Genomic DNA, 23,909 nt, shown 5'->3' on the forward strand with positions numbered 1-23,909 from the left:
GGTCGCCGCCCGTGGGATCTGCTCGCGCTCGTGAAGCCCACCGTGCGGAGGTTGCGGGCCGGCGCTGCGAGTCCCGCCTTTCGGCGCGTGGTGGGACTCGCGTGGGCAGGCTCAGCTGGTGAGGGCGTTGCTCATCAGCGCGAGCGCCTCGCGCAGGCGCTCGATTGGTTCGTGGCCGAAGCCGAGCCGGAAGAGGGCCGGGTCGTCGCCGAACCAGGCGCCGGGGGCGACCGCCACCCCACGAGCGGACAGCCGCTCGTAGAACTCCCCGGCGCCGGAATCCAGTCGCACGCAGCAGAAGGCTCCCGCGTCGGGCCGGATCCAGCTCACCCGGTCCGCGTGCCGCTCCACCCACCGCGACACCACGGCCAGCCCCGCGGCGACCCGCGCCCCTTTCGCGGCCAGCACGTCGTCCACGCGGCGCAGCAGCTCCAGCGCCAGGAACTCGTCCAGCGTCCCGCACGACACCGCGGTCGTGAACTTGGCCCGCCGCAGCTGCTCGTACCACTCGGGGTCCCGCACGGTCAGCCACCCGATCCGCACCCCGGGAACACCGTGGGCCTTCGAGAACGACCCGCACGTCAGCACCCGCGGGGACACCGTGGCGAACGACTCCACCGGCGAATACGCCGCCTCCCGGTAGTTCTCGTCGACCAGCAGCACCGCCTCCGGGCACACCTCGGCCATGGCCGACAACGCCGACGAGACCTCGTCCCGTGTGAAGGCCACCCCGCTCGGGTTCTGGGGCGTCGCGAGCATCACCAGCCGCGTCCGCGGCGACAACGCCTCCCGCAGCGCCGGCACGTCGAGCCGGTACCCGTCGTCGAACCGCAGCCGCACCGTCCGCACCGGCTCCCCGAGACCCCGCACCGCCCCGAGCATCGGCGGATAACCGGGCTGCACCACGACGGTCTCACCCGCCGCCACCAACGCGACCAGGAACAGGGCCGTGCCGGCGCCCGTCGTGACCAGCACCTCATCCGCGGACACCCCGAGTCGTGCGGCCAGCAGCGTCCGCAGCTCGGGATCACCGGCCGAGGTGCCGTACCCGAGTTGGAACTTCGCGAGGCCGCCCGCGTCCACCAGATCGGCGACCGTCAGATCACCGCAGGTGCTCTCGGCGAGGTCGTACCGGGGAGCCCGGTCCAGCAGGCCCGTCATCGCGCTGGGCGGAAAACGTCGCATGCCCGTCAGCCTCGCGCACGCCACCGTCCCGCTCCAGAGCCAATGCGGCGCCATTGGCCCCCGGGAAGTCGGCCCAGGCCTTCCGCAACCGCCGCACCGCCTCGGAAAGCGCATCTCGCGTCGGTGTGAACGGCAACCTGATGTGTTCACCGCTGGACTCGTGAGCCGCCAGCGAGGTGCCTTCCAGCAACGCCACGCCATAGCGCAAGGCGAACTGCGCGAACCGCCGCGAGTCCACCCCCGGCAGGCGGACCCACAACGTCTGCCCGCCCTCCGGCACCCGGAACTCCCACGACGGCAACGAAGCCCGCAGGTCCCGCACCACCTGGTCCCGGCTCGCCCGCAGCTCACGGCACCGCTGCGCGCGCAGCGAGTCGAGCCGCTCGAACAACCCCAGCCCGATCGCCTGCGCGACGACGTCGGTCCCCAGGTCGGCGACCGCCTTGAGCCGGGACAGATCGGCCGCCGTCCGCTCGTCGGCCCGGATCCAGCCGATCCGCACGCCGCCCCAGATCAGTTTGCTCAGCGACCCCACGCTGATCACCGGCCCGTACCGGGCCAGCGGCGCCGGGCGGGCACCGTCCAGGGCCAGGTCCGCCAGCACGTGGTCGTCGATCAGCGGCACCCCGTGCGCTTCGCACAGCGCCACCACGCGCCGGCACGACGCGGCGGGCAGCACCGCGCCGGTCGGGTTGTGGAACGCCGGCACCAGGTACACCATCCGCGCCCGCGGGACGACCTCCGCCAGACCCGCCACCGACGCCCCGTCCGGCGTCAACGGCACACCCAGAATCCGGGCCCCGCTGCCGCGGAAGGCGTCCAGCGCGCCGGGATAGGTCAGCTCCTCGGCGGCGACCACGTCGCCGGGGCGCAGGAAAAGCTGTGTCAGCAAGGAAATCGCCTGCTGTGCGCCGGAGGTGACGACGACCTGGCCGGCCGTCGTCGGCACACCGTCGGCGGTGTAGCGGTCCGCGATCGCCTGCCGCAACTCCGGGATGCCGGACGGGTAGTAGCCGATCCCGAAGTCCGCGACCCGTTCCGCCGCCCCCGCGACGACCTCCGGGAGGTACGCGGGCTGGGGCGGCGCCGCGCAGGTGAGGTCGATCAGGTCGGGCACCGGGTCGAGCAGGTGGAGGAACATCGGGTTGAACTCGCCGACCACCCCGCGTCCCGGTCGCGGCGGCCGCCGCACGAACGTGCCACTGCCGCGTCGCCGCTCCACCAGGCCGTGGTCGCGCAGCACGTCGTACGCCGCGACCGCCGTGTTGCGGCTGATCGCGAGTTCCGCCGCCAGCGCCCGTTCGGTCGGCAGCTGCCCATCCGCCGGGATCTCGCCGCGTTCGATCAGCCTTTCCAGCCGCCCGGCGAGTTTGAGGTAGAGCGCGTCGGTGCCGCTGGACCACCGCCCGAGCAGCTCCGCGAGCCGTCCAGCGTGCATGCGACGTCCTCCTCAGTCGACGGCGATGACGGTGCCGTCCGCGCCCAGCCGGGCGGTGCGCAGCGCCGGGCCGCGGGCTTCGCGCACCCACCACGCTCCAGTCTCCCGGCGTTCGCGCGGCGTCGTGAAGCGGTACCGGTAGAGCTGGGCCCGCAGGTACGTCGGCCGGGCGCCGTCGAAGGGGTCGTGCCGCAGCAGTTTCAGCGTGGCCGGGTCGGCGGCCAGCAGCTTCTCCGCCAGCGCCGGCAGCCACGACTGCGCGTACCGCGTGGACAGCGCGGCGAACCACATCAGCCAGTCCAGCCGCAGGTGGTAGGGCGCGAACTGGGGCGGTCGCCGCCGCGGGTCGCCCGGTTTGCCCTTGAACTCGTACTCGCGCCACACCGTGTCGCCGGTCAGGACCGGATCGTCGGTCGCCTCGATGACGATCTCGTGCCGGACCTTGGTGACGCTGCCGAACGCGCCGTAGGTGTTGACCAGGTGCAGCCGGTCGAAGCTGGTGTTCATCACCTGGCGGCGCGACACCAGGTTCCGCGCCGGCCGGTAGCTGAGCACCACGACCAGGACGGTCAGGCCGATCACCAGTGCCTGGTGCCACACCGGTGGTTGCGCGAGTTCCGGCACCGGGAGTCCCACCACGGAACTGTCCACAACGGACACGGCGAGCGTGATGGTGAGGAAGTTCAGCCACGAGAAGTTGCCGCTGGCGACCAGCCACAGCTGCGTCAGGATCATCAGCAGGGCGGCCGCGCCGGCGACGGGCTGCGGCGCGAACAACGCGAACGGCGCCACGAGCTGCGTGAAGTGGCTCGCCGCCGCCTCGACCCGGTGGAGCGGCTTGGGCAGGTGGTGGAAGTACCAGCTCAGCGGACCGGGCATCGGCTGGGTTTCGTGGTGGTAGTACAGGCAGGTCAGGTCGCGCCAGCACTCGTCGCCGCGCAGTTTGATCAGCCCGGCGCCGAACTCGAGGCGGAACAGGACCCAGCGCAGCAGCCACAGCACGAGCACCGGTGGCGCCGTGTCGGCCGGGCCGAGGAAGATCGCCAGGAAGCCGACCTCGAGCAGGAGTGATTCCCAGCCGAAGGAGTACCAGATCTGGCCGACGTTGACGATCGACTGGTACAGCAGCCACGGCACCAGCCACGCGAGCATCGTCGCCCACACCGGCGTGCGGTCGAACAGGCCGAGCACGAGCGCGGCCGCCACGACGACGCCGGCCCAGGCGACGGTCGCGAACAGACGGTCCGAGTAGCGCCAGTGGAACAGGCTCGGCGCGCGGCGGAACGGAACCCGGCGGACGAACCGCGGCACCGGCAACATCCCGTGCTCGCCGAGGAGCGCGCGGAACTGCAGCGCGGTGGCGAGGAAGGCCACGAGGTACAGCGCGGCGAGCAGACGCTGGAACAGCAGCCGGGAGGCCCAATAGCCCGGATCGGTGAACCAGTCCCATCCCACGACGTTCTCCCTGGAGGCGAGCTCGCCGTCAGGGTAGTGGGCCGGTGGGGCCGGTGCAGCGTGCGCGGGCAGGTCCGCGGGCCGGGGCTGGGCGCACTGCGCGCGGGGCCGGCCCCCGGCGCCGCCCGATGGTCCCGGCGCGGCGGGGCGACGCCACGACCGGGACCACCACCTCAGCGCAGTGCCGCGGCCTCCCGCGCCAGCTGCTCGATCCGGTCGAAGTCGCCGGCGGCGACGGCGTCCGGTGGCGTCAGCCACGAGCCCCCGACACAGCCCACAGTGGACAGAGCCAGGTACGCGGGCGCGTTCGAGATCGACACGCCACCCGTCGGGCAGAACCGCAGCTGCGGCAACGGCCCGCCCAGCGCCTTGAGGTAGGCCACCCCGCCGCTGGCCTCGGCCGGGAAGAACTTCAGCGCGGTGACGCCGTGCTCCGCCACCCGCATCGCCTCCGACACCGTGCTGACGCCCGGCAGGAACGGCAGCCCGGTCGCCGACACCGCCTCCAGCAGCGCGTCCGTGCAACCCGGCGTCACCAGGAACGCCGAACCCGCGTCCGCCGCCTGCTTCGCCTGTTCCGGACTCACCACCGTGCCCGCCCCGACCACGATGTCCGGCACCTCGGCCGCCACCCGCTCGATCGCGGCCAGCCCGGCGGGCGTGCGCAGCGTCAGCTCGATCGCGCGGATCCCGCCCGCGACCAGCGCCCTGGCCAGCGGCACCGCGTCGGCGGCGGAGTCCACCACGACCACCGGCAGCACCGGCGACAGCTCGAGCACGTCATGCCCAGTCTTCACGTCTCTCCTCACACTCGCGCGAATCACACCCGCGCCGGGGCGCCGAAGTGCCCCGGGGTCATCGGCCCGAACACCCCGGCCCCCTGGTCGGCCGGCCCGACGGCGCGGCGCAGCGCCGTGAACAGCTCGCGGCCGGTCCCCGTCCAGGATGCCTCGTCCGGCGGCGCGTCCCGCAGTGGCCGGGCGGCCAGTTCGGCCTCGTCGACCAGCACGTCCAGCCGTCCGGCGACGGCATCCACCACCACCAGATCGCCATCCGACACGCGTGCCAGCGGACCACCCGCGGCGGCCTCCGGCGTCACCTGGATCGCGGCCGGGATCTTGCCCGACGCGCCGGACATCCGGCCGTCGGTGACCAGCGCGACCCGGTGCCCGCGGTCCATCAGCACGCCCAGCGCGGGCGTGAGGCCGTGCAGCTCGGGCATGCCGTTGGCCTGCGGCCCCTGGTGGCGGATCACCACGACGACGTCACGGTCCAGCTCGCCGGCCCGGAACGCCTCGGTGAACCCTTCCTGACTGGTGAAGACCCGCGCCGGCGCCCGCACGACCCGGTGTCCGGGCGCGACCGCCGACACCTTGATCACCGCCCGTCCCAGGGTGCCCGAGAGCATCCGCAGGCCGCCGTCGGGCGCGAACGGGTCGTCCACCGGCCGCAGCACGTCCTCGTCGAGGCTGCGTGACGGCACCTCGCGCCAGGTCAGCCGGCCGTCGTCCAGCACCGGCTCCGACCGGTACCGCGACAGCCCGTCCCCGGCGACCGTGCGGACGTCCTCGTGCAACAGCCCGGCGTCCAGCAGCGTGCCGACCAGGAACTGGACGCCCCCCGCGGCGTGGAAGTGGTTGATGTCGGCGCTGCCGTTGGGGTAGACGCTGGCCAGCAGCGGCACGACCGACGACAGGTCGGCGAAGTCGTCCCAGCTCAGCGCGATGCCCGCGGCCGCGGCGATCGCCACCAGGTGCATCGTGTGGTTGGTGGACCCGCCGGTGGCCAGCAGGGACACCACGCCGTTGACCACCGAGCGCTCGCTGATCACCTCGGCCAGCGGCGTGTACTCGTCCGCGCGCGACAGCGCCACGACGCGCCGCGCGGCCTCCTCGGTCAGCGCCTTGCGCAGCGGCGTGCCCGGGTGCACGAAGCTCGCGCCGGGCAGGTGCAGGCCCATCACCTCGACGACCAGCTGGTTGGAGTTCGCGGTGCCGTAGAACGTGCAGGTTCCGGCCGAGTGGTAGGACGCCGACTCGGCCGCCAGCAGGTCCTCCCGCGTCGCGCGGCCCTCGGCGTAGAGCTGCCGGACGCGCGCCTTCTCCTTGTTCGGCAGGCCCGACGTCATCGGCCCGGCCGGCACCAGCAGGGCCGGCAGGTGACCGAACGACAGGGCGCCGATCAGCAGGCCGGGCACGATCTTGTCGCACACGCCGAGCAGCAGCGCGCCGTCGAACATCTCGTGCGACAGCGCGATCCCGGTGGCCATGGCGATGACCTCGCGGCTGAACAGGGACAGCTCCATCCCGGCGCGGCCCTGGGTGATGCCGTCGCACATGGCCGGCACGCCGCCGGCGAACTGGGCGACCCCGCCCGCCTCGCGCGCGGCGTCCTTGATCCACGCGGGGAACTCGTCCAGCGGCTGGTGGGCGGACAGGAGGTCGTTGTAGGCGGACACGATCGCGATGCCGGGCTTGCGCAGCCCGCGCAGGGCGATGCGGTCGGCTCCGCCGCACGCGGCGAAGCCGTGGGCGAGGTTGCTGCACGCCAGTCCGGCCCGGGCGGGCCCTTCGGCGCGGGCGGCGGCCATGCGCGCCAGGTAGGCGCTGCGGGTGGCGGCACTGCGCGCGGCGATGCGTGCGGTGACTTCCTCGACGACGGGGTGGACGGGTGTTCGGGCTTCGCGCACGGGAGAACCACCTGGAACTCGTCGGCTGGGTCCGGCTGACGACTTCGCTGGCGTCGCACGGTCGTGACAGTGGACACAGTAGCGGCCGGAACGCTCGGGACAAAATCGATTAAGAAGATCGTTTCAGGTGACCCCGATCACAACATCCACCTGGAGTGTGCTACTTGTCACATTGCATGCGGAACGGCAGAGTCGGTAGCAACCCCGGCTCGCCGCCGAACTGACCCGGAGGTAGCAATGACCACCACCGAACTCGCCGAACTCCGCCGCACGATCGGCCAGCTCAAGCAGTGCGTCGGTGCCCTGCGATCGCGCTACGGTGACGCCTCCGCGGTCCGCCGCCTGGCCAACGACATCGAGCGGCTGGACATCGACGCGGGTGATCTGGAACAGCCCGCGGTGCCCGCGCAGCCGAAGCCGCTGGACCCGTCGGCGGTCGTGAAGATCCCCGACGGCCCGTACGACCCGGCCCTGTGGCAGGGGGCCGACGACGAAGGGGTCGGCGGATACCACCGTGACCAGCGGTGAGCGCACCCGCGACGGAGGCCGGACGCGCCCGCGTCGCCGGGCGCACGCTGCGCACGGACCGCTGGTGGGTCCCGCCGCTGATCACCACGCTCGGGCTGGCCACGTTCGTGATCTACGCCGGCATCCGCTCGTTCGTGCGCAGCGCGTACTACGTGCCGGAATACCACTACCTCACGCCGTTCTACTCGCCGTGCCTGAGCGATTCGTGCGTGCCCGGGTCGAGCCACTTCGGCACGCCGTTCGGTGAGCTGCCGGGCTGGATCCCGCTGGCGTTCCTGTCCCTGCCGTTCCTGCTCGGGTTCCGGCTGACCTGCTACTACTACCGCAAGGCCTACTACCGGTCGGTGTGGTTCTCCCCGCCCGCGTGCGCGGTCACCGAGCCGCACGGCCGCTACACCGGGGAGACCCGGCTGCCGCTGATCCTGCAGAACGCGCACCGCTACTTCTTCTACGTGGCCGCGATCATCTCCGTCATCAACACCTACGACGCGATCGTGGCGTTCCACGGGAGGACCGGCGGGTTCGGGTTCGGGCTGGGGAACCTGATCCTGCTCGGCAACGTGATCATGCTCTGGGCCTACACCGTGTCCTGCCACTCGTGCCGGCACGTGGTCGGCGGGCGGCTGAAACACTTCTCCCGCCATCCGGTCCGGTACTGGATGTGGACCCAGGTGACCAGGCTCAACAACCGGCACATGATGCTCGCGTGGATCACCCTCGGCACGTTGGTGGTCACCGATCTGTACGTGATGCTGGTGGCGAGCGACGTGATTCCCGACTTGCGTTTCATCGACTGACAAGGGCGTTAGGTGGCGTTGAATGACCGAGGTCGAGCGGCACAGTTATGACGTGGTGGTGATCGGTGCCGGCGGCGCCGGTCTGCGGGCGGTGATCGAGGCGCGGCAGCGCGGGCTCTCGGTGGCGGTGGTGTGCAAGTCGCTGTTCGGCAAGGCGCACACCGTCATGGCCGAGGGCGGGTGCGCCGCCGCGATGGGCAACGCCAACGAGCGCGACAGCTGGCAGGTGCACTTCCGGGACACCATGCGCGGCGGCAAGTTCCTGAACAACTGGCGCATGGCGGAGCTGCACGCGAAGGAGGCGCCGGACCGGGTCTGGGAGCTGGAGACCTACGGCGCGCTGTTCGACCGGACGCCGGACGGCCGGATCAGCCAGCGCAACTTCGGCGGGCACACCTACCCCCGCCTGGCCCACGTGGGCGACCGGACCGGGCTCGAGCTGATCCGCACGATGCAGCAGAAGATCGTCTCGTTGCAGCAGGAGGACCTGCGCGACTTCGGCGACTACGAGGCCAAGCTCAAGGTCTTCGCCGAGTGCACGATCACCGAGCTGCTCAAGGACGGCGACCGGATCGCCGGCGCGTTCGGGTACTGGCGCGAGAGCGGCCGGTTCATCCTGTTCGAGGCGCCCGCCGTGGTGCTCGCGACCGGCGGCATCGGCAAGTCGTTCAAGGTCACGTCGAACTCGTGGGAGTACACCGGCGACGGGCACGCGCTCGCGCTGCGCGCCGGGGCGAAGCTGATCAACATGGAGTTCGTCCAGTTCCACCCCACGGGGATGGTCTGGCCGCCCAGCGTCAAGGGCATCCTCGTCACCGAGGGCGTGCGCGGCGACGGTGGCGTGCTGAAGAACTCCGAGGACAAGCGGTTCATGTTCGACTACGTGCCGGACGTGTTCAAGGGCCAGTACGCCGACTCCGAGGAAGAGGCCGACCGCTGGTACACCGATCAGGAGAACAACCGCCGCACGCCGGACCTGCTGCCGCGCGACGAGGTGGCGCGGGCGATCAACTCCGAGGTCAAGGCGGGGCGCGGATCGCCGCACGGCGGCGTGTTCCTGGACATCGCCAGCCGCCTGACGCCGGAGGAGATCCGCAAGCGGCTGCCGTCGATGTACCACCAGTTCCGGGAACTGGCCGATGTGGACATCACCGCCGAGCCGATGGAGGTCGGGCCGACCTGCCACTACGTGATGGGCGGCATCGAGGTCGACCCGGACACCGCGGCCTCCAGCGTGCGCGGGCTGTTCGCCGCGGGCGAGTGTTCCGGCGGGATGCACGGGTCGAACCGGCTGGGCGGCAACTCGCTGTCCGACCTGCTGGTGTTCGGGCGCCGCGCGGGTCTCGGCGCGGCGTCCTATGTGGAGGGCCTGCAGACCCGGCCGTCGGTGGCCCAGTCCGATGTCGACAAAGCGGCCCGGACGGCGCTGGTCCCGTTCGACCCGCCCGCGGAGGGGGTCGAGGAGAACCCGTACACCCTGCACAGCGAGCTGCAGCAGTCGATGAACGACCTCGTCGGCATCATCCGCAAGGCCGAGGAGATCGAGCAGGCGCTGGCGAAGCTCGACGAGATCAAGAAGCGGATCCGCAACGTCACCGTCGAGGGCCACCGGCAGTTCAACCCCGGCTGGCACCTCGCCGTGGACCTGCGGAACATGCTGCTGGTCAGCGAGTGCGTGGCGCGGGCGGCGCTGATGCGGACCGAAAGCCGCGGCGGGCACACGCGCGACGACTACCCGCAGATGGATTCCCGGTGGCGCAACACCCTCCTGGTGTGCAGCGCCTCCGGCGACGACCCGCTCGCGCTCGAGGTCGACGTCAAGCCCAAGGAGCAGGAGCCGATGCGGCCCGAGCTGCTGGAGCTGTTCGAGCTGAGCGAGCTGGAGAAGTACTACACCGACGAAGAGCTGGCGGACCACCCCGGGAGGCAGTCGTGAGCTACAAGGCCTCGTTCCGCGTGTGGCGCGGCGATGCGTCCGGCGGTGGCCTGCAGGACTTCACCGTCGAGGTCAACGAGGGCGAGGTCGTGCTCGACATCATCCACCGGTTGCAGGCCACCCAGGCCTCGGACCTGGCCGTGCGGTGGAACTGCAAGGCCGGCAAGTGCGGGTCCTGCTCGGCGGAGATCAACGGCCGTCCGCGGCTGCTGTGCATGACCCGCATGTCGGTCTTCGCCGAGGACGAGGTCGTCACGGTCACGCCGATGCGCACGTTCCCGGTGATCCGCGACCTCGTCACCGACGTCTCGTACAACTACACGAAGGCGCGCGAGATCCCCGCGTTCACGCCGCCGCCGGAGCTGAAACCGGGCGAGTACCGGATGAAGCAGGTGGACGTCGAGCGCTCGCAGGAGTTCCGCAAGTGCATCGAGTGCTTCCTGTGCCAGAACACCTGCCACGTGATCCGCGACCACGAGGAGAACAAGGAGCACTTCGCCGGGCCGCGGTTCCTGATGCGGATCGCCGAGCTGGAGATGCACCCGCTCGACGTGGCCGACCGCCGTCACGCCGCCCAGGACGAGCACGGGCTCGGGTACTGCAACATCACCAAGTGCTGCACGGAGGTCTGCCCGGAGAACATCCACATCACGGACAACGCGCTGATCCCGATGAAGGAGCGCGTGGTGGACCGCCGTTACGACCCGGTGGTGTGGCTGGGCAGCAAGATCTTCCGCCGCAAGGGCGAGTAGGAAGGGGACAAGCGCGGACTATCGGTCCGCGCTTGTCCCCGCGGGCCTGATCGGTGTTCCGGCAGCTCAAGGTGCGAGGTTACGCCCCCCAACGCGTACCTATGTATTCGTGCGCTTCGGAGATGCCCAATTGCCTGGTCGTGTTGTTGGCACGCACGAAGAAAGCTTCGTCGTTCTTGGTGACACGGGCGAACACCGGCTTCGAAGATGGGCTGACGTCGATCACTACGACCCACTCGCCTTCGGCCTTCTCCGCTCGTGCCCGGGTGTGCAGGGTCACTGGGCCGGCCCCACACGCACTCACCAAACCCGAAGTGACGGCGTTCAAGTACTTGTCCACGTCCATACCCGAAGCGTCGAAATCCGATGCCAAACCGAGTATCCGCTTGTCGTCGGTGATGCCGATTGCGAGCGTCCCGCCGGTACCGCTGTTGAGGAACGCGGCGACGGTCTTGATGACCGCATCACTGGGGAACTTGGCCTTGCCCGAGTCGGCCCGTTGACCGATTCCGGTCTGTTTGAACTCGACTTCGAACGACTCTTCCTGGGACAGGAGTTCCTGGACCGTGTGACCGGTCCACGCTCTTTCACCGCTTCCAGGAACTGCGGCCGTACCGGTCCGCAGCTTTTCGAAGGCGGTCTTGATCACCAGGGCGAGATGCTTGCGCCGTCGGTCGAGAAACTCTTCGTACTCGAGCTGCTCCCAGCCTTCGGGGAGCCCATGGAGGAAGCGCGTCTTGTCCTGCTGCTCCTCAGGGACGTATGATTCCCACAGTTTGGGAAAGTAGTCCAGTGGTGATTCCGTGCTCGGTTTCTTGCCGGCGGGCCATTCGAGGATCGCATAGTTCGCCAGCTGGTTGAGGCGACTGACACCGTGTATCCCTGTCGACTCGAGGTACTTCCGCCGGAAGAGCTGGTAGCGGTCCGCTGAGGTTTTCTTTGGCTTCGTGGAAGGGTCCAGCAAGTCGCTCACGGGCATCGAGGTGAAGAGAACGTTGGCTTCGAGCAAGGTCAGCGAGGCGTGGTATGCGAAGAGGCTGGGGGAGTAGCTCGCCGATGTTGCGAGTAGGTCCGGAAGCGCGACGTCCCAGAAGTCGTTGGTCAGCTGAGTGTTGATCACACCGTCGAGGATGGAGATGAACTCCTCGCCTGTCCGTGCCTCGGCGAACCGCCGTAGATCCTGTTCCATCCGGCTTTCGGAAGATCCGGTGTACCTCCCGGTCAACGAGCACATGAAGAACCATCGCGCGATGACCGGCTTCAGGTCGGTGTAGCTTATGTCGTAGTCGCTCTTCGCGATCAGGAACGCGATGTACGAGAAGACGATCGTGAATCGCGACGTGATCATCGCGCCGCTGCGGTAACCCGCGTGACGAAGTGCTCCGAGGAACTCGTGCCAGTTGTCGAGGTCAAGCGCTTCCCGTTGTGCCGCCCGGAGCAGGTCGAACTGTCGCTCTCTGGCGTCGGGCGAGATCCGCCCGGTGTCCAGCTCCTTGCCGCGCAGGACCGGATAGACGGCTTGGAGTCGCGCGCGACGCAGCCCCAGTCCGACGGTCACCCGCAGGAGTTCATCCGGGTTTGGTATGAAGAAGTTGTTGTAGGGAGTACCGCTGGCGGTCTTGGGGTGGCGGGCGGAGTAGCAGAACTGCTCGAGCTCTTGACGGCCGGCGTCCCAATGGACCGACATGAGCGTGAGGATGAAGTCTGCCTGCTTGAGTTCGACCCCTTCGGAGTTGATCCGCACGAAGATGTCGGCAACTTCCTCCTCCGAAGCACTCGCCGACAGCTCGAGCGCGGTGAACGGGTAGTCGCGGAGGTCGTAGAGCCTATCGATCGCCTCGATGATGTGATCTTCCTCTGCCGGGCTCACGTCCCGACTACTGCGGAGGCGGTCGATGAACTCGGTCTGGAATCTGTGGCGAGACTTCGGGCCCGACCACAGGTGTGAAATGTTCGAGATGTACTCAGGATCTTTGTCTATTGCTGCATCGGGTACGGCGAAGCGGCGGTCCCGGGGGCGGAACGCGATGGTCAGTCGTGACTGTTGATATTCATCATCCAGGACGGGGCGATCCTTGATCACCGAGTAAAGCGATGTCAGCCTCTGCTGGCCGTCGACTATCAGGCGGCGCGCGACCTGCTGCTTCTCGTTGAACCCGATCTGCCGCGTCGTAGCAGGGTTCGCCGGGTTCTCCCAGAACAGGAAATAGCCGACTGGGAATCCGCGATACATCGAGTCGAACAGGTCGCGCACCTTGGTGCGGGACCACACGAATGGACGCTGGATCTCAGGTAATCCGATATCGCCGTCTTCGATCTCCGCCAAAAGCTTCGACAGCTGGTAGTTTACTTCTCGAAACAGCGCCTTCACCAGGCGCCTCCCCTCAGATGCGTCCGCTGCTGTAACGGCCTGTCGTAGATCGCACCGTTTCCGTAACTCCCGCGGGGAGATCGATACCGTTTCGTGTCCTACCGTGGTCGAGCCTTCGGTGTCTACCGCTGCGCCATCGCGTCGATGGTCGCCGGGTCTAGCACCTCGTCGGCGACCAGCCCGGCCACACCCGTCAGCGTGGTGTTCACGCCGATCGCGCAGGGGCCGATGTCGAGGTGGTCCAGCGAGCTGGTGTGCGCGCCTGCCAGCACCACCTCGCGCAGGCCCTCCAGGAACGGCGGCAGCACCCCGATGGCGCCGCCCACCCGCAGGAACCGCGGGTTGATGATCGTCACGACGGTGGCCAGCACGGTGCCCACCAGCCGCCCGGCGTCCCGTGTCACGCGGACCGCCTCGGCGTTCCCGGCACGCACCCGGCGCAGCACGTCCTCCGCCGTGCGGACGCCGGACGGCCGCAACGACCTGATCACCGCCTGCCCGCTCGCGATCGCCGACACGCATCCGCGCCGGCCGCAGTCGCAGCGCAGGTCGGAGCCTTCGATGCGGATGTGGCCGACCTCGCCCGCGCACCCGGTCTCGCCGCGGTGCACCCGCCCGGAGATCACCATCCCCGCGCCGATTCCGGTCCCCACCTTCACCCCGACCAGCGCGGCCCGTGGCCGGTCCAGTTCGCAGTAGGCGCCGAACGCCAGCGCGTTCGCGTCGTTCTCCAAGATCACCGGCACCGACAGGGCGTCCTCGAAACCGTCGCGCAGCCGGACGCCCAGCCACTCCGACATCGACGGCGGCGCGATCGTCGTGCCGGTGTCGTGGTCGATCTGGCCGGGCACGCTCAGGCCGACCGCGCACAGGCTGTCCGCTCGTCCCTCGCGGGCCAGCAGCTCGCGCCCGGTGGCCAGCACGAACGACAGCGTCTCGCCGGGCGGGTGCCCGGACGGCAGCGGGCGGTGGACCTGCCCGAACACCGTGCCGCGCAGGTCGGTGACCGCGATCGTCGCGTGCCGCTGCCCGATGTCGGCCACCAGCGCCGTGCGGCCCGTGTCGTTCGCGGCGAGCACCTCCGCCGGCCGGCCGCCGCTGGACGCGCGGTGCCCCTCCTGGCGCAGCAGCCCGAGCCGGTGCAGCACGTCCAGCCGGTCGACCATCGTCGCGCGGGACAGGCCGACGCGGTCCTGCAGCTGCTGCCGCGTGAGCGGGCCCTCCGCACGCAGGAGGGCGAGGATGTGGCCGGCCGAGGTGGGCGAGCCGGTGCGTACCGGGGGCATGTTGACAGGGTCTCTCGGGAGCACTTATGTTCAATGACCAGACAGAAGTCTAGACGTCGACCACTGGGGTGTGAACTGGATGTGCGCGGCCCGCCTTCCCGGCAGCGGCCCCAGCCGTCGTACCGTCCTCCAGGGGGTCTTCCTGGCCGGCGCCGCGTCGATGGCCGCCGGGTGCGTCGGGTTCGCGACCACGGGCGGCGGGGGCATGGTCTTCCTGTCCACGCAGTTCCGGCCGGTCGCGGAGGCCGAGCGCTTCCGCGGGTTCCTCGCGAAGACGTTCCCGGGCTCGGTCAGCTACGTCACGATCGAGGAGGGGCCGTTCGCCAGCCAGGTGCAGAGCCAGGTCGGCGCCGGACGCACCCAGGTCGGCCTGCTCGGCGGGTCGCACAGCGACCTCGCACCGCTCGCGGGGGAGTACCTGGAGGACGTCTCCGGCGTCCCGGCCGGGCAGGGCTACCCCGCGGAGTTCCTGACGCTGGCCAGGGCCGGTACGCGGCAGTCCTGGTACGTCCCGTGGGCGCAGGCCGGCTTCGTGCTCGCCGCGCACGAGGACGCCCTGCAGCACCTGCCGCCGGGCGCGGACCCGGACACCCTGACCTACGACCAGTTCCTCGACTGGGCCGTCGCCGCGCGCCGCGCCAACGGCAACCGGCCGATGCTGGGCCTGCCGTGCGGGCCGAAGGGGCTCTACCACCGGTTCCTGCAGGGCTACCTGCTGCCCTCGTTCACCGGCGGCCAGATGACCACGTTCCGCTCGCCCGAGGCGGTCACCGCGTGGCAGTACCTCAAGGAGCTGTGGGCCAACACCAGCCCGTCCAGCACCACCTACGACTTCATGCAGGAACCGCTGCGGGCCGGCGCGGTGCGGGTCGGGTGGGACCACGTCGCACGCCTGGTCGACGCGCCCGGTGACGAGCCGGGGCGCTGGCGCATGCTGCCCGCACCCCGCGGCCCGCGCGGCCTGGGCCACATGGCCGTCGTGCTCGGCCTCGCCATCCCCCGGGGCAGCACCGACCGCCACCAGGCCGAGCAGGTGATCCAGGCCCTGTCCACGCCGCGGGCGCAGGTCGAGCTGCTGCGGTCCAACGGCTTCTTCCCCGGTGGTCGACGCGCCGATCCCCGGCGACCTGCCGCCCGCCCTCCAGCTGGAAGCCGGGGCGGTGCGGCGGCAGCGGGACGCGCCCGGCGCGATCCTGTCGCTGCTGCCGGTCGGCCTCGGCACCCGCGAGGGTGAGGTCACCAAGGCGTTCAAGGACTCCTTCCAGGCGATCGTCCTCGACGGTGCCGACATTCGGTCCACTCTGGACAGTCAGGCGAAGGTGCTGCAGAAGGTGTTCGACGACCTGAAGGTGCCGTGCTGGGCACCGGACCCGCCCGCGGCGCGTTGCGAGGTGGCCTGATGGCGGTGGCCGTTCTGGAGGCGGGGAAGAGGCGCCGCCTGGCCGGTTCGCCGTGGCTGCTGCTCGCGCCCTCGGTCGTGTTCATGCTGGCGCTGTTCGGCTGGCCGGTGGTCCAGGCGCTGATCTCGGCGTTCACCGACGAATCCGGGTTCACGCTCGCCGCGTGGGACCGGCTCTTCGGCGACCCGTACTTCCTGAAAGCGCTGCGCAACACGCTGCTGCTGATCGCCATCGTGGTGCCGGTCCAGCTGGTGCTCGCCGTCGCGATGGCGCTGCTCGTGCAGGCCCGGCCGAAGTTCCTGTCCGGCCACTTCTACCTGTGGACGATCCCGCTCGCGGTGTCCGAGCTGGCCGCCGGCCTGGTGTGGCTGTCGGTGTTCGACAGCCGCGGCTACCTCAACTCGCTGCTGGTGTCCTGGGGCCTGTCCGGGACCGGTGTGCAGTGGCTGAGCTACACGAACACCGGCACGATGCTGCTGGCCGTGGTGATCGCGGAGATCTGGCGCGCCACGTCGCTGGTGTTCGTCATCGTCGTCGCCGGCATCCAGATGGTGCCCAAGGACTTCGACGAGGCCGCGCAGGTGTTCGGCGCGAGCGCGTGGCAGCGGCTGTGGCACGTGACGCTGCCGCAGCTGAAGCCGAGCCTGCAGGTCGCGCTGATCCTGCGCACCATCCTGGCCATGCAGGCGTTCGCGGTCGCCCAGGCGCTCACCGGACGCGACTTCCCGCTCCTGGTCGGCGAGACCTACCAGTGGTACGTCAACCTGCAGAACCCGGCCGTCGCCAGCGCCGCCGCACTGGTCGTGCTGGCGCTGTCGCTGGTCACCGCGCTGTTCTACCTGCGCACCATGCGGCAGGAGGCGAAATGACGACGACGCTGCCGCCGGTCGACCGGGCACCCCTGCGCCGCCGTCGCCGCCGCGCGATCGGCGTCCAGATCGCCTGCGTCCTGGTCAGCCTGTTCATGGCCGTGCCGATGATCCTGATCGGCCTCGCCGCGGTGTCCTCGCCGCGGGCGCTGCTGGAGTTCCCGAAACCGCTGGTCCCCAGCGGGTTCTCCGCCGACACGCTGCTCGCGTTCGTCCAGGCCACCGGAACCGTCCCGGCGCTGGGGAACTCGTTGCTCGCCGGCGTATACACGATGGTGCTGTCGCTGCTGGTCGGCGCGCCCGCCGGGTACGCGCTGGCGCGCCAGGTCTTCCGCGGCAACGACGCCTACCAGGTGTTCATGCTGCTCGCGCGGGCGCTGCCGATCGTCGTGCTGTCCGTGCCGCTGGCCACGATGTTCCTCCGCTTCGGGGTGTACGACACGGTGTTCTCGGTGACGCTGCTGCACACCACGCTCGCCCTGCCGACCACCGTGCTGATCAGCGCGAGCATCTTCGTGTCGGTGCCGGCCGACGTCGAGGAGGCGGCCCGGGTGTTCGGCTGCGGCCGGTTCGAAGCCGCGCGCCGGGTCGTGTTCCCGCTCGCGCTGCCCGGTCTGGCGGCGTCCTCGATCTTCACGTTCGTGTTGTCCTGGAACGAGATCCTCGGTGCGGCCGTGATCACGCTCGGGCACCGGACGTTGCCCGCCCAGGTGCTGGCCTCGCTCGGGGAGGCGCCGCAGGCCTACCGGTTCGCCGGCGGCTTCGCGCTGATCCTGCCCGCGCTGGTGTTCATCCTCGTGATGCGCCGGTACCTGGTGAACATGTGGGGGACGACGCTGCGATGAGGGAGCGGAATGGCTGAGGTCGTCTTGCACGAGCTCGTGAAGACCTACCCGGGCGGCACCGCGCGTGCCACCGACGAGGTGTCGCTCGAGGTGGCCGACGGCGAGTTCATGGTCCTGCTCGGCCCGTCCGGCTGCGGCAAGACCACGCTGCTGCGGATGGTCGCCGGGCTGGAGACGCCGGACGCCGGCCAGATCGTCATCGGCGGTCGCGACGTCACCTACCTGGAACCGCGGCGGCGCAACCTGTCCATGGTCTTCCAGTCCTACGCGGTGTTCCCGAACAAGAAGGTCGCCGACAACATCGGGTTCGGCCTGCGGGTGCACGGCGTGCCGGCGGACGAGGTGCGCAAGAAGGTCGAGTGGGCCGCGGAGCTGCTGCAGCTGACGCCCTACCTGGACCGGTACCCGGCGAAGCTGTCCGGCGGGCAGCGGCAGCGCGTCGCCGTGGCGCGGGCGATCGTGATGGACGCCGACGTGCTGCTGATGGACGAGCCGCTGTCCAACCTGGACGCGCTGCTGCGGCTGTCCTTCCGCGCCGAGCTGAAGAAGCTGGTCAACGAGATCGGTGTGACCACGCTCTACGTGACGCACGACCAGGTCGAGGCGCTGTCGCTGGGGGACCGGGTCGCCGTCATGCGGGAGGGACGCATCGCGCAGTGCGGCGACCCGGTCGCCGTGTACACCGACCCGGCCGACGAGTTCGTCGGCGGGTTCCTGGGCAGCCCGCCGATGAACTTCCTCACCGGAGCCGTCACCGAGGACGGCGAGCGGATCGACCTGGGCGGTCAGACGCTGCCGGTTCCGCGCGCGCTCGAGTCGTTCCGGGGCCGCCACCTGCGGCTCGGCATCCGGCCCGAGTCGATCTCCCTCGACCTGGACGGCGACGGCCTGCGCTGCGAGGTGCAGGTGTTCGAACCGCTCGGCTCGTCGACGCTGCTCACCACCAGCTGTGCGGGCAGGTGCTCAAAGTGCAGGCGCCGGCGGGTTTCCGCGCCGAGCCCGGCCAGGTGCTGCGTCTGGGCCTGCCGCCGGAGCAGTGCCGGTGGTACGACCCCGACACGCAGCTCCGCTTGGAGGCGAAGTAGATGACCGTCGACGTCACGAGTCCCCCCGACGGAGCCGCCGGCGGCAGAAGACCGGTCCGCTACGCCAGGCCCACCCTGGCGGCGCGGGCCGCCCGAGTACTGAGGGACAACGACACCGGTGCCGTGATCACCGCGGCGCCGCGGCTCTACCCGCACATGTGGAGCTGGGACGCGGCGTTCATCGCGATCGGCCTGGCCCGGCTGGACCTGCCGCGCGCCGTGGCCGAGCTGGAGACCCTCTTCCGCGCGCAGTGGCGCAACGGCATGGTGCCCCACATCGTCTTCACCGACGACGACGCGTACTTCCCGGGGCCGGACCGCTGGGGCACCGACTCGGCCGTCGACGGCCCGCACGGCGTGCGCACCTCCGGCATCTGCCAGCCGCCGGTGCACGCGATCGCCGTGCAGCGGATGCTGGAGATCGCCCGCACCTCGTCACCCGAGGAGCGCGCGGGCGCGGAGCGGTTCGCCCGGTCGATCTGGCCCGCCCTGTACTCGTGGCACCGGTGGCTGGTCGAGTACCGCACACCGGGGCCGAGCGGGCTGATCGCGATCGTGCACGGCTGGGAGTCCGGAATGGACAACTCGCCGCGCTGGGACGTGCCCTACGCGGCGGTCGACCCCGGTGACGAGCTGCCGCCGTACGTGCGCAAGGACGTGCGCATCGTCGGCGACGCGAGCGAGCGGCCGACCGACAAGGAGTACGACCGCTACCTGTGGCTCATCGAGGAGATGCGCCGCGCCGGCTACGACCAGAAGGAGGTCGTGCGCAGCTCGAGCTTCCTGGTCGGGGACGTGTTCATCACCGCGCTGTTCGCGGTGTCCTGCGACGTGCTGATCGAGCTGGGCACGGAGTTCGGGCAACCCGGTTCGCGGCTGGCCGACCTGGCGGAGTGGGCGGCGCGGGCTCGTGACGCCGTCGCCGGCAGCTGCCATTCGGTCTCCGGCATGGCCCGGGACCGCGACCTGCGGGCCAACCGCTGGCTGGACACCCAGACCATCGCCGGGTTCTCGCCGCTGCTGTGCGGGGGAGCGCCGGACGAGGTGCAGATGCGGCTGTTGTCGCTGCTGGACAGCGACCGCTGGTGCGGCCACCCCGGCCTGCTCGCGCCCGTGCCGCCGTCGGTGTCGCCGATGCGTCCCGGCTTCAACCCGCGCCAGTACTGGCGAGGTCCGCAGTGGCCGGTGGTCAACTGGCTGTTCGGGTGGGCCTTCGCACGCCGCGGCTGGCACGAACGCGCCCGCAAGCTGCGGGAGGCCGGGTTGCGGCTGACCGACGACGGCGCGTTCGGCGAGTACTACGAACCCTTCACCGGCGAGCCACTGGGCAGCACCGACCAGAGCTGGACCGCGGCCGTCGTACTGGACTGGCTCTGCACCGACGCCGACTGAGGACGCTCGCGTCCGGTGGCGGGAGCCCGGCGGACGACAAAGGGGGCGTGGCGATCGCTCGCCACGCCCCCTGCTCGTCGGCCCCCGGATCAGGCCACGCCGACCATGTCCTCCGTCGGCTGCGGTCGTTCCGTTTCCACGTGCTTCTTGCTGCGCCGCTGGCGGCGTTCGAGGTAGTTCGCCAGGGCCGTGAGCAGCAGGCACAACGCGATGTAGATCGCGGCGACCACGATCGTCGACGGCACGATCGGCCGTCCGAACGCGCCCTGCGACCCGATGTAGCGCGCGTAGTACAGCAGCTCGGGGTAGGTCACCAGGAAGCCCAGCGCGGTGTCCTTGAGCAGCACCACGAGCTGGCTGATGATCGTCGGCAGCATCGACCGGATCGCCTGCGGGATCAGGACCAGCGTCATCACCTGGGTTTTGCCCATGCCCAGCGCGTAGGCCGCCTCGCTCTGGCCCTTCGGCAGCGCCTGGATGCCGGCGCGGAACACCTCCGCGAGCACCGACCCGTTGTACAGGGTCAGGCCCAGCACCACCGCGGCGAACGGCGGCAGGGAGATCCCGAGCGCCGGCCCGCCGTAGTAGAACAGGAACATCAGGATCAGCAGCGGGATGGCGCGGAAGAACTCGACCACGAACGTCGAGATGCCGCGCAGCCACGCGTGATCGGACAACCGCCCGGCGGCGAAGATCGCACCGAAGACCAGCGCGAGCACGGCGCCGAGCGCGAACGCCTCCAGCGTCGCCACCACCGCGTTCCCCAGGTCGCGCTGGACCTGCGCGAACTGCAGCCACTCCCACTTGCGCGCGGTGAACTGCCCGCTGTCGATGAAGCGGTAGACGATGTAGGCCAGCACCGCGGCCACGGCCAGGATGCCGAGGCCGGCCAGCACGCGGTGGCGCGCCCGCGCCTTCGGGCCGGGGATGTCGAACAGGACGTTGCTCATCGCGCCACGCTCCAGCGCTTCTCGAGGGCCCGCTGGATCAGCGACAGCACCGCGACCAGGATGATGAAGCCCAGCGCGACCCACAGCAGGCCGATCAGCTGGTTGTCACCGCGCTCGGACAGGTACTGCCGGATCGCGCCGGCCTCGGCGACCGAGAACCCGGCGGCGATGGTGGTGTTCTTCAGCAGCGCGATGAGCATGCTCATCAGCGGCGGCACCACCGACCGGATCGCCTGCGGCAGCACGATCTGGCCGAGGATCTGGGTGAAGGTGAGACCCAGCGCCCGGGCGGCCTCGGCCTGCCCGACGGGCACCGTGTTGATGCCCGACCGCACCACCTCGCAGATGAACGCCGACGTGTACAGCGTCAGCGACACCACGGCGGCGGTGAAGTAGGAGAGCTCGAGGATGTCGAGCAGCGGATAGGCGAACACCAGGAACACGAAGATCAGCGTCAGCGGCGTGTTCCGCAGCAACGTCACGTAGGTGGCGCCGACCGCCCGGAACACCGGCACCGGGCTGACCCGCAGGCCGGCCAGGAACGTGCCGAAGATCAGGCTCGCCACTCCCGAGATCAGGAACAGCTTGATCGTGGTCCAGAAGAACGGACCGTAGAGGTCCAGGTTGTCGAGCAGGACGTCCATCGGGCCTTCCCCGCCGCGGTTGTGTGAGGAACGAGTGGAAAGGGTGTGGCCGGTGAACGCGGAGCGCGCTCACCGGCCACAGAGGAGGATCAGTAGCGCTGGATGGTGGGCGGCTGCGCCGAGGAACCCGACTTGCCCAGCGTGGCGTCGTAGATCTTCTGCCATGTGCCGTTGTCGATCGCGGCCTGCAGCAGGTCGTCGATCTTGGCGCGCAGGGCGGCGTCGTCGTGGTTCAGGCCGATGCCGTAGGGCTCCTGCGAGAACGTCTTGCCGACGACCTTCAGGGTGTCCGGCTCCTGCGCGGCGAAGCCCTTGAGGATCGCGTCGTCGGTGGTGACGGCGTCGACCTCCTTGGTGCCCAGCTTCTCGACGCACTGCGAGTACTTCTGGAACTCGACGATGTTCTGCGGCTCGGTCAGCTGCTGGTCGCGGACGCGCTGGATCGGCGTGGACCCGGTCACCGAGCAGACCTTCTTGCCCTTCAGGGTCTCCGGGCCGGTGATCGACTTGTCGTCGGCGCGCACCAGCAGGTCCTGCCCGGCCATGAAGTACGGGCCGGCGAAGGACACCTGGGTCTTGCGCTTGTCGGTGATGGTGTAGGTACCGACGTAGTAGTCGACGTTGCCGTTGGTGATCGCGGCCTCACGCGCGGCCGAGTCGACCGTGGTGAAGGTGATCTTGCTTTCGTCGAAGCCGAGGCCCGCGGCGACCATCTTGGCGATCTCGACGTCGAAGCCCTCGAACTTGCCGGTGGTCGGGTTCTTCAGACCCAGACCGGGCTGGTCGTCCTTGACGCCGATGGTGAGCTTGCCTGCGGCCTTGATCCTGTCGAAGGTGGGCGAGCCCGCGACCGTGACGTTCTGGGCCACCGTGTAGGTCGGCAGCGCGGCGGCGTTGTTGCCGCCCGCCCCGCCGGTGTCCGTGGGCGAGCCCTCCTTGCCGCAGGCGGTCAGCGTCAGCGCGCCGACGAGCAGCCCCGCTGCCAGGGTGCGGATCTTCATCTGGATTCCTGTTCTCCCGGGGTCGGGCGACGCCGGTCCGGCGCCGCGGGAACTGAACTAGTGCGTCAGGATCTTGCCGAGGAAGTCCTTCGCGCGGTCCGACTTCGGCTTGGTGAAGAAGTCGTCCGGAGTCGCGTCCTCGACGATCTCCCCGTCGGACATGAACACCACGCGGTTCGCCGCGCGCCGGGCGAAGCCCATCTCGTGCGTGACCACGAGCATCGTCATGCCCTCCTTGGCCAGCCCGGTCATCGTGTCCAGCACCTCCTGGACCATTTCCGGGTCCAGCGCCGAGGTGGGCTCGTCGAACAGCATCACCTTCGGCTTCATCGCCAGCGCTCGCGCGATCGCCGCGCGCTGCTGCTGACCACCCGACAGCTGCGCCGGGTACTTCTGCGACTGGTTGGCGATGCCGACCCGGTCCAGCAGCTCCATCGCCATCTTGCGCGCCTCGGCCTGGCCGACCTTGCGGACCTTGACCGGCGCGAGCATCACGTTCTCGACGATCGTCTTGTGCGCGAACAGGTTGAACGACTGGAACACCATGCCGACCTCGGCGCGCAGGGCGGCCAGCGCCTTGCCCTCGGCGGGCAGCGGCTGCCCGTCGACCGAGATCTCGCCGGAGTTGATCGGCTCCAGGCGGTTGATCGCGCGGCACAGGGTGGACTTGCCGGAACCGGACGGTCCGAGCACCACCACGACCTGGCCCTTGGGCACCTCGAGGTTGATGTCCTTGAGCACGTGCAGGTCGCCGAAGAACTTGTTCACGCCCGCAGCCCTGATCATCGGTGGTGCTGACGTAGCTGTGGTCATCTGCCCTCCATTGCCCGGCTCACTCGGCGATCTAACACCGAGACGCGGCCCCGCGCCCGCAAATCGAATCAAACGCAACCCAGGTGTCATCCGTTCTGCCCGATTCCGACATACGGTGAGCCCGGGTGCCGGTAACTGTAGTCAGGCCGACTGCCCAGCTCGGACGGGGTCGGTTAGCACGAAAGGGGCATACCCCTGCGCTCGGCGTTGTCACGGTCGATACTCGGGTCGTGACCGCACGCAACCTTCGCACTCTGGCCGCCGGGCTGGTGCTGGCCGCCGGTCTGGGGACGCTGGCCGCCCCGGCGCAGGCCGCCCCCGCCGACGGGGTGAGCCTCAAGGCCGGCCCCTATCCCACGCAGGCGGACTGCCAGGCGGTCCTGCCGTCCTGGCCCGGCCACGTCTGCACGTTCATCCCCGATCTCCTGCCGGGGCCGATCCCCGAGGGCTGGTACGTCGCGCTCGAGACCTGA

General features: G+C 69.9%; 22 protein-coding genes. 11 read left to right on the forward strand and 11 right to left on the reverse strand.

The annotated features are described in order from the left end of the window. Nucleotides 1–111: 111 nt before the first annotated feature. From FB470_RS19885 to edd, 5 genes are all read right to left on the reverse strand, one after another. A complete protein-coding gene (locus FB470_RS19885; protein WP_306993629.1) occupies nucleotides 112–1,185 on the reverse strand; it encodes a pyridoxal phosphate-dependent aminotransferase in 1,074 nt (357 codons plus the stop codon). Further along, entirely contained in the window at nucleotides 1,103–2,623 is a 1,521-nt protein-coding gene (locus FB470_RS19890) for an aminotransferase-like domain-containing protein (protein ID WP_306993631.1), read from the reverse strand. The genes FB470_RS19885 and FB470_RS19890 overlap by 83 nt, the downstream gene beginning before the upstream one ends. A gap of 12 nt (nucleotides 2,624–2,635) precedes the next feature. Next, on the reverse strand, nucleotides 2,636–4,078 hold the full coding sequence (locus FB470_RS19895; RefSeq protein ID WP_306993632.1) for a lipase maturation factor family protein: 1,443 nt from the start codon (nucleotides 4,076–4,078) through the stop codon (nucleotides 2,636–2,638). Between the two features lie 173 nt (nucleotides 4,079–4,251). Next, entirely contained in the window at nucleotides 4,252–4,875 is a 624-nt protein-coding gene (eda, locus tag FB470_RS19900; RefSeq protein ID WP_306993634.1) for a bifunctional 4-hydroxy-2-oxoglutarate aldolase/2-dehydro-3-deoxy-phosphogluconate aldolase, read from the reverse strand. Nucleotides 4,876–4,898: 23 nt separating this feature from the next. Beyond that, nucleotides 4,899–6,767, reverse strand: a complete 1,869-nt coding sequence (gene edd / locus FB470_RS19905; protein ID WP_306993636.1) for a phosphogluconate dehydratase — start codon at nucleotides 6,765–6,767, stop codon at nucleotides 4,899–4,901. A 237-nt stretch (nucleotides 6,768–7,004) separates the two neighbouring features. On the opposite strand from edd, the gene FB470_RS19910 reads away from it, so the two are divergent. Genes FB470_RS19910 through FB470_RS19925 form a run of 4 tightly spaced genes read left to right on the forward strand, consistent with a single transcriptional unit; the run spans nucleotide 7,005 to nucleotide 10,780 of the window. Further along, nucleotides 7,005–7,295, forward strand: a complete 291-nt coding sequence (locus FB470_RS19910; protein WP_306993638.1) for a hypothetical protein — start codon at nucleotides 7,005–7,007, stop codon at nucleotides 7,293–7,295. Beyond that, a complete protein-coding gene (locus tag FB470_RS19915; protein ID WP_306993640.1) occupies nucleotides 7,292–8,092 on the forward strand; it encodes a hypothetical protein in 801 nt (266 codons plus the stop codon). The genes FB470_RS19910 and FB470_RS19915 overlap by 4 nt, the downstream gene beginning before the upstream one ends. Before the next feature lie 22 nt (nucleotides 8,093–8,114). Continuing rightward, nucleotides 8,115–10,028, forward strand: a complete 1,914-nt coding sequence (locus FB470_RS19920; RefSeq protein ID WP_306993641.1) for a fumarate reductase/succinate dehydrogenase flavoprotein subunit — start codon at nucleotides 8,115–8,117, stop codon at nucleotides 10,026–10,028. Continuing rightward, complete coding sequence (locus FB470_RS19925) at nucleotides 10,025–10,780, forward strand: succinate dehydrogenase/fumarate reductase iron-sulfur subunit (RefSeq protein ID WP_306993642.1); 756 nt, start codon at nucleotides 10,025–10,027, stop codon at nucleotides 10,778–10,780. The genes FB470_RS19920 and FB470_RS19925 overlap by 4 nt, the downstream gene beginning before the upstream one ends. A gap of 79 nt (nucleotides 10,781–10,859) precedes the next feature. Here the strand turns inward: FB470_RS19925 and FB470_RS19930 are convergent, their stop codons facing one another. Then, nucleotides 10,860–13,151: a GmrSD restriction endonuclease domain-containing protein gene (locus tag FB470_RS19930; RefSeq protein WP_306993644.1), complete on the reverse strand. Its 2,292-nt coding sequence runs from the start codon at nucleotides 13,149–13,151 to the stop codon at nucleotides 10,860–10,862. 122 nt (nucleotides 13,152–13,273) lie between these two features. Further along, nucleotides 13,274–14,437, reverse strand: coding sequence for an ROK family transcriptional regulator (locus FB470_RS19935; RefSeq protein ID WP_306993646.1), 1,164 nt, complete (start codon nucleotides 14,435–14,437; stop codon nucleotides 13,274–13,276). Between the two features lie 79 nt (nucleotides 14,438–14,516). On the opposite strand from FB470_RS19935, the gene FB470_RS19940 reads away from it, so the two are divergent. The 6 genes from FB470_RS19940 to ggh are packed head-to-tail and all read left to right on the forward strand — an operon-like array spanning nucleotide 14,517 to nucleotide 20,028. Further along, complete coding sequence (locus FB470_RS19940; RefSeq protein WP_306999384.1) at nucleotides 14,517–15,671, forward strand: ABC transporter substrate-binding protein; 1,155 nt, start codon at nucleotides 14,517–14,519, stop codon at nucleotides 15,669–15,671. Further along, entirely contained in the window at nucleotides 15,598–15,837 is a 240-nt protein-coding gene (locus FB470_RS19945; RefSeq protein ID WP_306993648.1) for a hypothetical protein, read from the forward strand. Before FB470_RS19940 ends, FB470_RS19945 begins: the two co-directional genes overlap by 74 nt. Next, nucleotides 15,837–16,706 (forward strand): carbohydrate ABC transporter permease, encoded by an 870-nt coding sequence (locus FB470_RS19950; protein ID WP_306993649.1) that lies wholly within the window; start codon nucleotides 15,837–15,839, stop codon nucleotides 16,704–16,706. The genes FB470_RS19945 and FB470_RS19950 overlap by 1 nt, the downstream gene beginning before the upstream one ends. Next, on the forward strand, nucleotides 16,703–17,551 hold the full coding sequence (locus tag FB470_RS19955; protein ID WP_306993651.1) for a carbohydrate ABC transporter permease: 849 nt from the start codon (nucleotides 16,703–16,705) through the stop codon (nucleotides 17,549–17,551). The genes FB470_RS19950 and FB470_RS19955 overlap by 4 nt, the downstream gene beginning before the upstream one ends. Before the next feature lie 9 nt (nucleotides 17,552–17,560). Next, a complete protein-coding gene (locus FB470_RS19960; RefSeq protein WP_306993652.1) occupies nucleotides 17,561–18,640 on the forward strand; it encodes an ABC transporter ATP-binding protein in 1,080 nt (359 codons plus the stop codon). Then, nucleotides 18,637–20,028 (forward strand): glucosylglycerate hydrolase, encoded by a 1,392-nt coding sequence (gene ggh / locus FB470_RS19965; protein ID WP_306993655.1) that lies wholly within the window; start codon nucleotides 18,637–18,639, stop codon nucleotides 20,026–20,028. Before FB470_RS19960 ends, ggh begins: the two co-directional genes overlap by 4 nt. An 89-nt stretch (nucleotides 20,029–20,117) precedes the next feature. Here ggh and FB470_RS19970 read toward each other — a convergent pair whose 3' ends face one another. The 4 genes from FB470_RS19970 to FB470_RS19985 form a co-directional block, all read right to left on the reverse strand. After that, a complete protein-coding gene (locus FB470_RS19970; RefSeq protein WP_306993657.1) occupies nucleotides 20,118–20,978 on the reverse strand; it encodes an amino acid ABC transporter permease in 861 nt (286 codons plus the stop codon). Then, nucleotides 20,975–21,622, reverse strand: coding sequence for an amino acid ABC transporter permease (locus FB470_RS19975; protein ID WP_306993659.1), 648 nt, complete (start codon nucleotides 21,620–21,622; stop codon nucleotides 20,975–20,977). Before FB470_RS19975 ends, FB470_RS19970 begins: the two co-directional genes overlap by 4 nt. Before the next feature lie 89 nt (nucleotides 21,623–21,711). Next, a complete protein-coding gene (locus FB470_RS19980; RefSeq protein ID WP_306993661.1) occupies nucleotides 21,712–22,623 on the reverse strand; it encodes a glutamate ABC transporter substrate-binding protein in 912 nt (303 codons plus the stop codon). A gap of 57 nt (nucleotides 22,624–22,680) precedes the next feature. Continuing rightward, a complete protein-coding gene (locus FB470_RS19985) occupies nucleotides 22,681–23,409 on the reverse strand; it encodes an amino acid ABC transporter ATP-binding protein (RefSeq protein WP_306999386.1) in 729 nt (242 codons plus the stop codon). A 257-nt stretch (nucleotides 23,410–23,666) separates the two neighbouring features. Here FB470_RS19985 and FB470_RS19990 point away from each other — a divergent pair, with 257 nt between their 5' ends. After that, the gene (locus FB470_RS19990) at nucleotides 23,667–23,909 is read left to right on the forward strand and encodes a hypothetical protein (protein ID WP_306993663.1); all 243 of its coding nucleotides are present in this window, start codon (nucleotides 23,667–23,669) and stop codon (nucleotides 23,907–23,909) included.

The organism is Amycolatopsis thermophila (genome assembly GCF_030814215.1).
GTDB lineage: Bacteria > Actinomycetota > Actinomycetes > Mycobacteriales > Pseudonocardiaceae > Amycolatopsis_E > Amycolatopsis_E thermophila.

What these genes read in the sequence shown, in the direction of transcription:
- FB470_RS19940 (WP_306999384.1), top strand. Translation starts at nt 14,517, where the DNA reads ATGTGCGCGGCCCGCCTTCCCGGCAGCGGCCCCAGCCGTCGTACCGTC.
- FB470_RS19885 (WP_306993629.1), bottom strand. Translation starts at nt 1,185, where the DNA reads ATGCGACGTTTTCCGCCCAGCGCGATGACGGGCCTGCTGGACCGGGCT.
- FB470_RS19890 (WP_306993631.1), bottom strand. Translation starts at nt 2,623, where the DNA reads ATGCACGCTGGACGGCTCGCGGAGCTGCTCGGGCGGTGGTCCAGCGGC.
- FB470_RS19955 (WP_306993651.1), top strand. Translation starts at nt 16,703, where the DNA reads ATGACGACGACGCTGCCGCCGGTCGACCGGGCACCCCTGCGCCGCCGT.
- FB470_RS19910 (WP_306993638.1), top strand. Translation starts at nt 7,005, where the DNA reads ATGACCACCACCGAACTCGCCGAACTCCGCCGCACGATCGGCCAGCTC.
- FB470_RS19970 (WP_306993657.1), bottom strand. Translation starts at nt 20,978, where the DNA reads ATGAGCAACGTCCTGTTCGACATCCCCGGCCCGAAGGCGCGGGCGCGC.
- FB470_RS19960 (WP_306993652.1), top strand. Translation starts at nt 17,561, where the DNA reads ATGGCTGAGGTCGTCTTGCACGAGCTCGTGAAGACCTACCCGGGCGGC.
- FB470_RS19935 (WP_306993646.1), bottom strand. Translation starts at nt 14,437, where the DNA reads ATGCCCCCGGTACGCACCGGCTCGCCCACCTCGGCCGGCCACATCCTC.
- ggh (WP_306993655.1), top strand. Translation starts at nt 18,637, where the DNA reads ATGACCGTCGACGTCACGAGTCCCCCCGACGGAGCCGCCGGCGGCAGA.
- FB470_RS19985 (WP_306999386.1), bottom strand. Translation starts at nt 23,409, where the DNA reads ATGATCAGGGCTGCGGGCGTGAACAAGTTCTTCGGCGACCTGCACGTG.
- FB470_RS19980 (WP_306993661.1), bottom strand. Translation starts at nt 22,623, where the DNA reads ATGAAGATCCGCACCCTGGCAGCGGGGCTGCTCGTCGGCGCGCTGACG.
- FB470_RS19975 (WP_306993659.1), bottom strand. Translation starts at nt 21,622, where the DNA reads ATGGACGTCCTGCTCGACAACCTGGACCTCTACGGTCCGTTCTTCTGG.
- FB470_RS19920 (WP_306993641.1), top strand. Translation starts at nt 8,115, where the DNA reads ATGACCGAGGTCGAGCGGCACAGTTATGACGTGGTGGTGATCGGTGCC.
- FB470_RS19950 (WP_306993649.1), top strand. Translation starts at nt 15,837, where the DNA reads ATGGCGGTGGCCGTTCTGGAGGCGGGGAAGAGGCGCCGCCTGGCCGGT.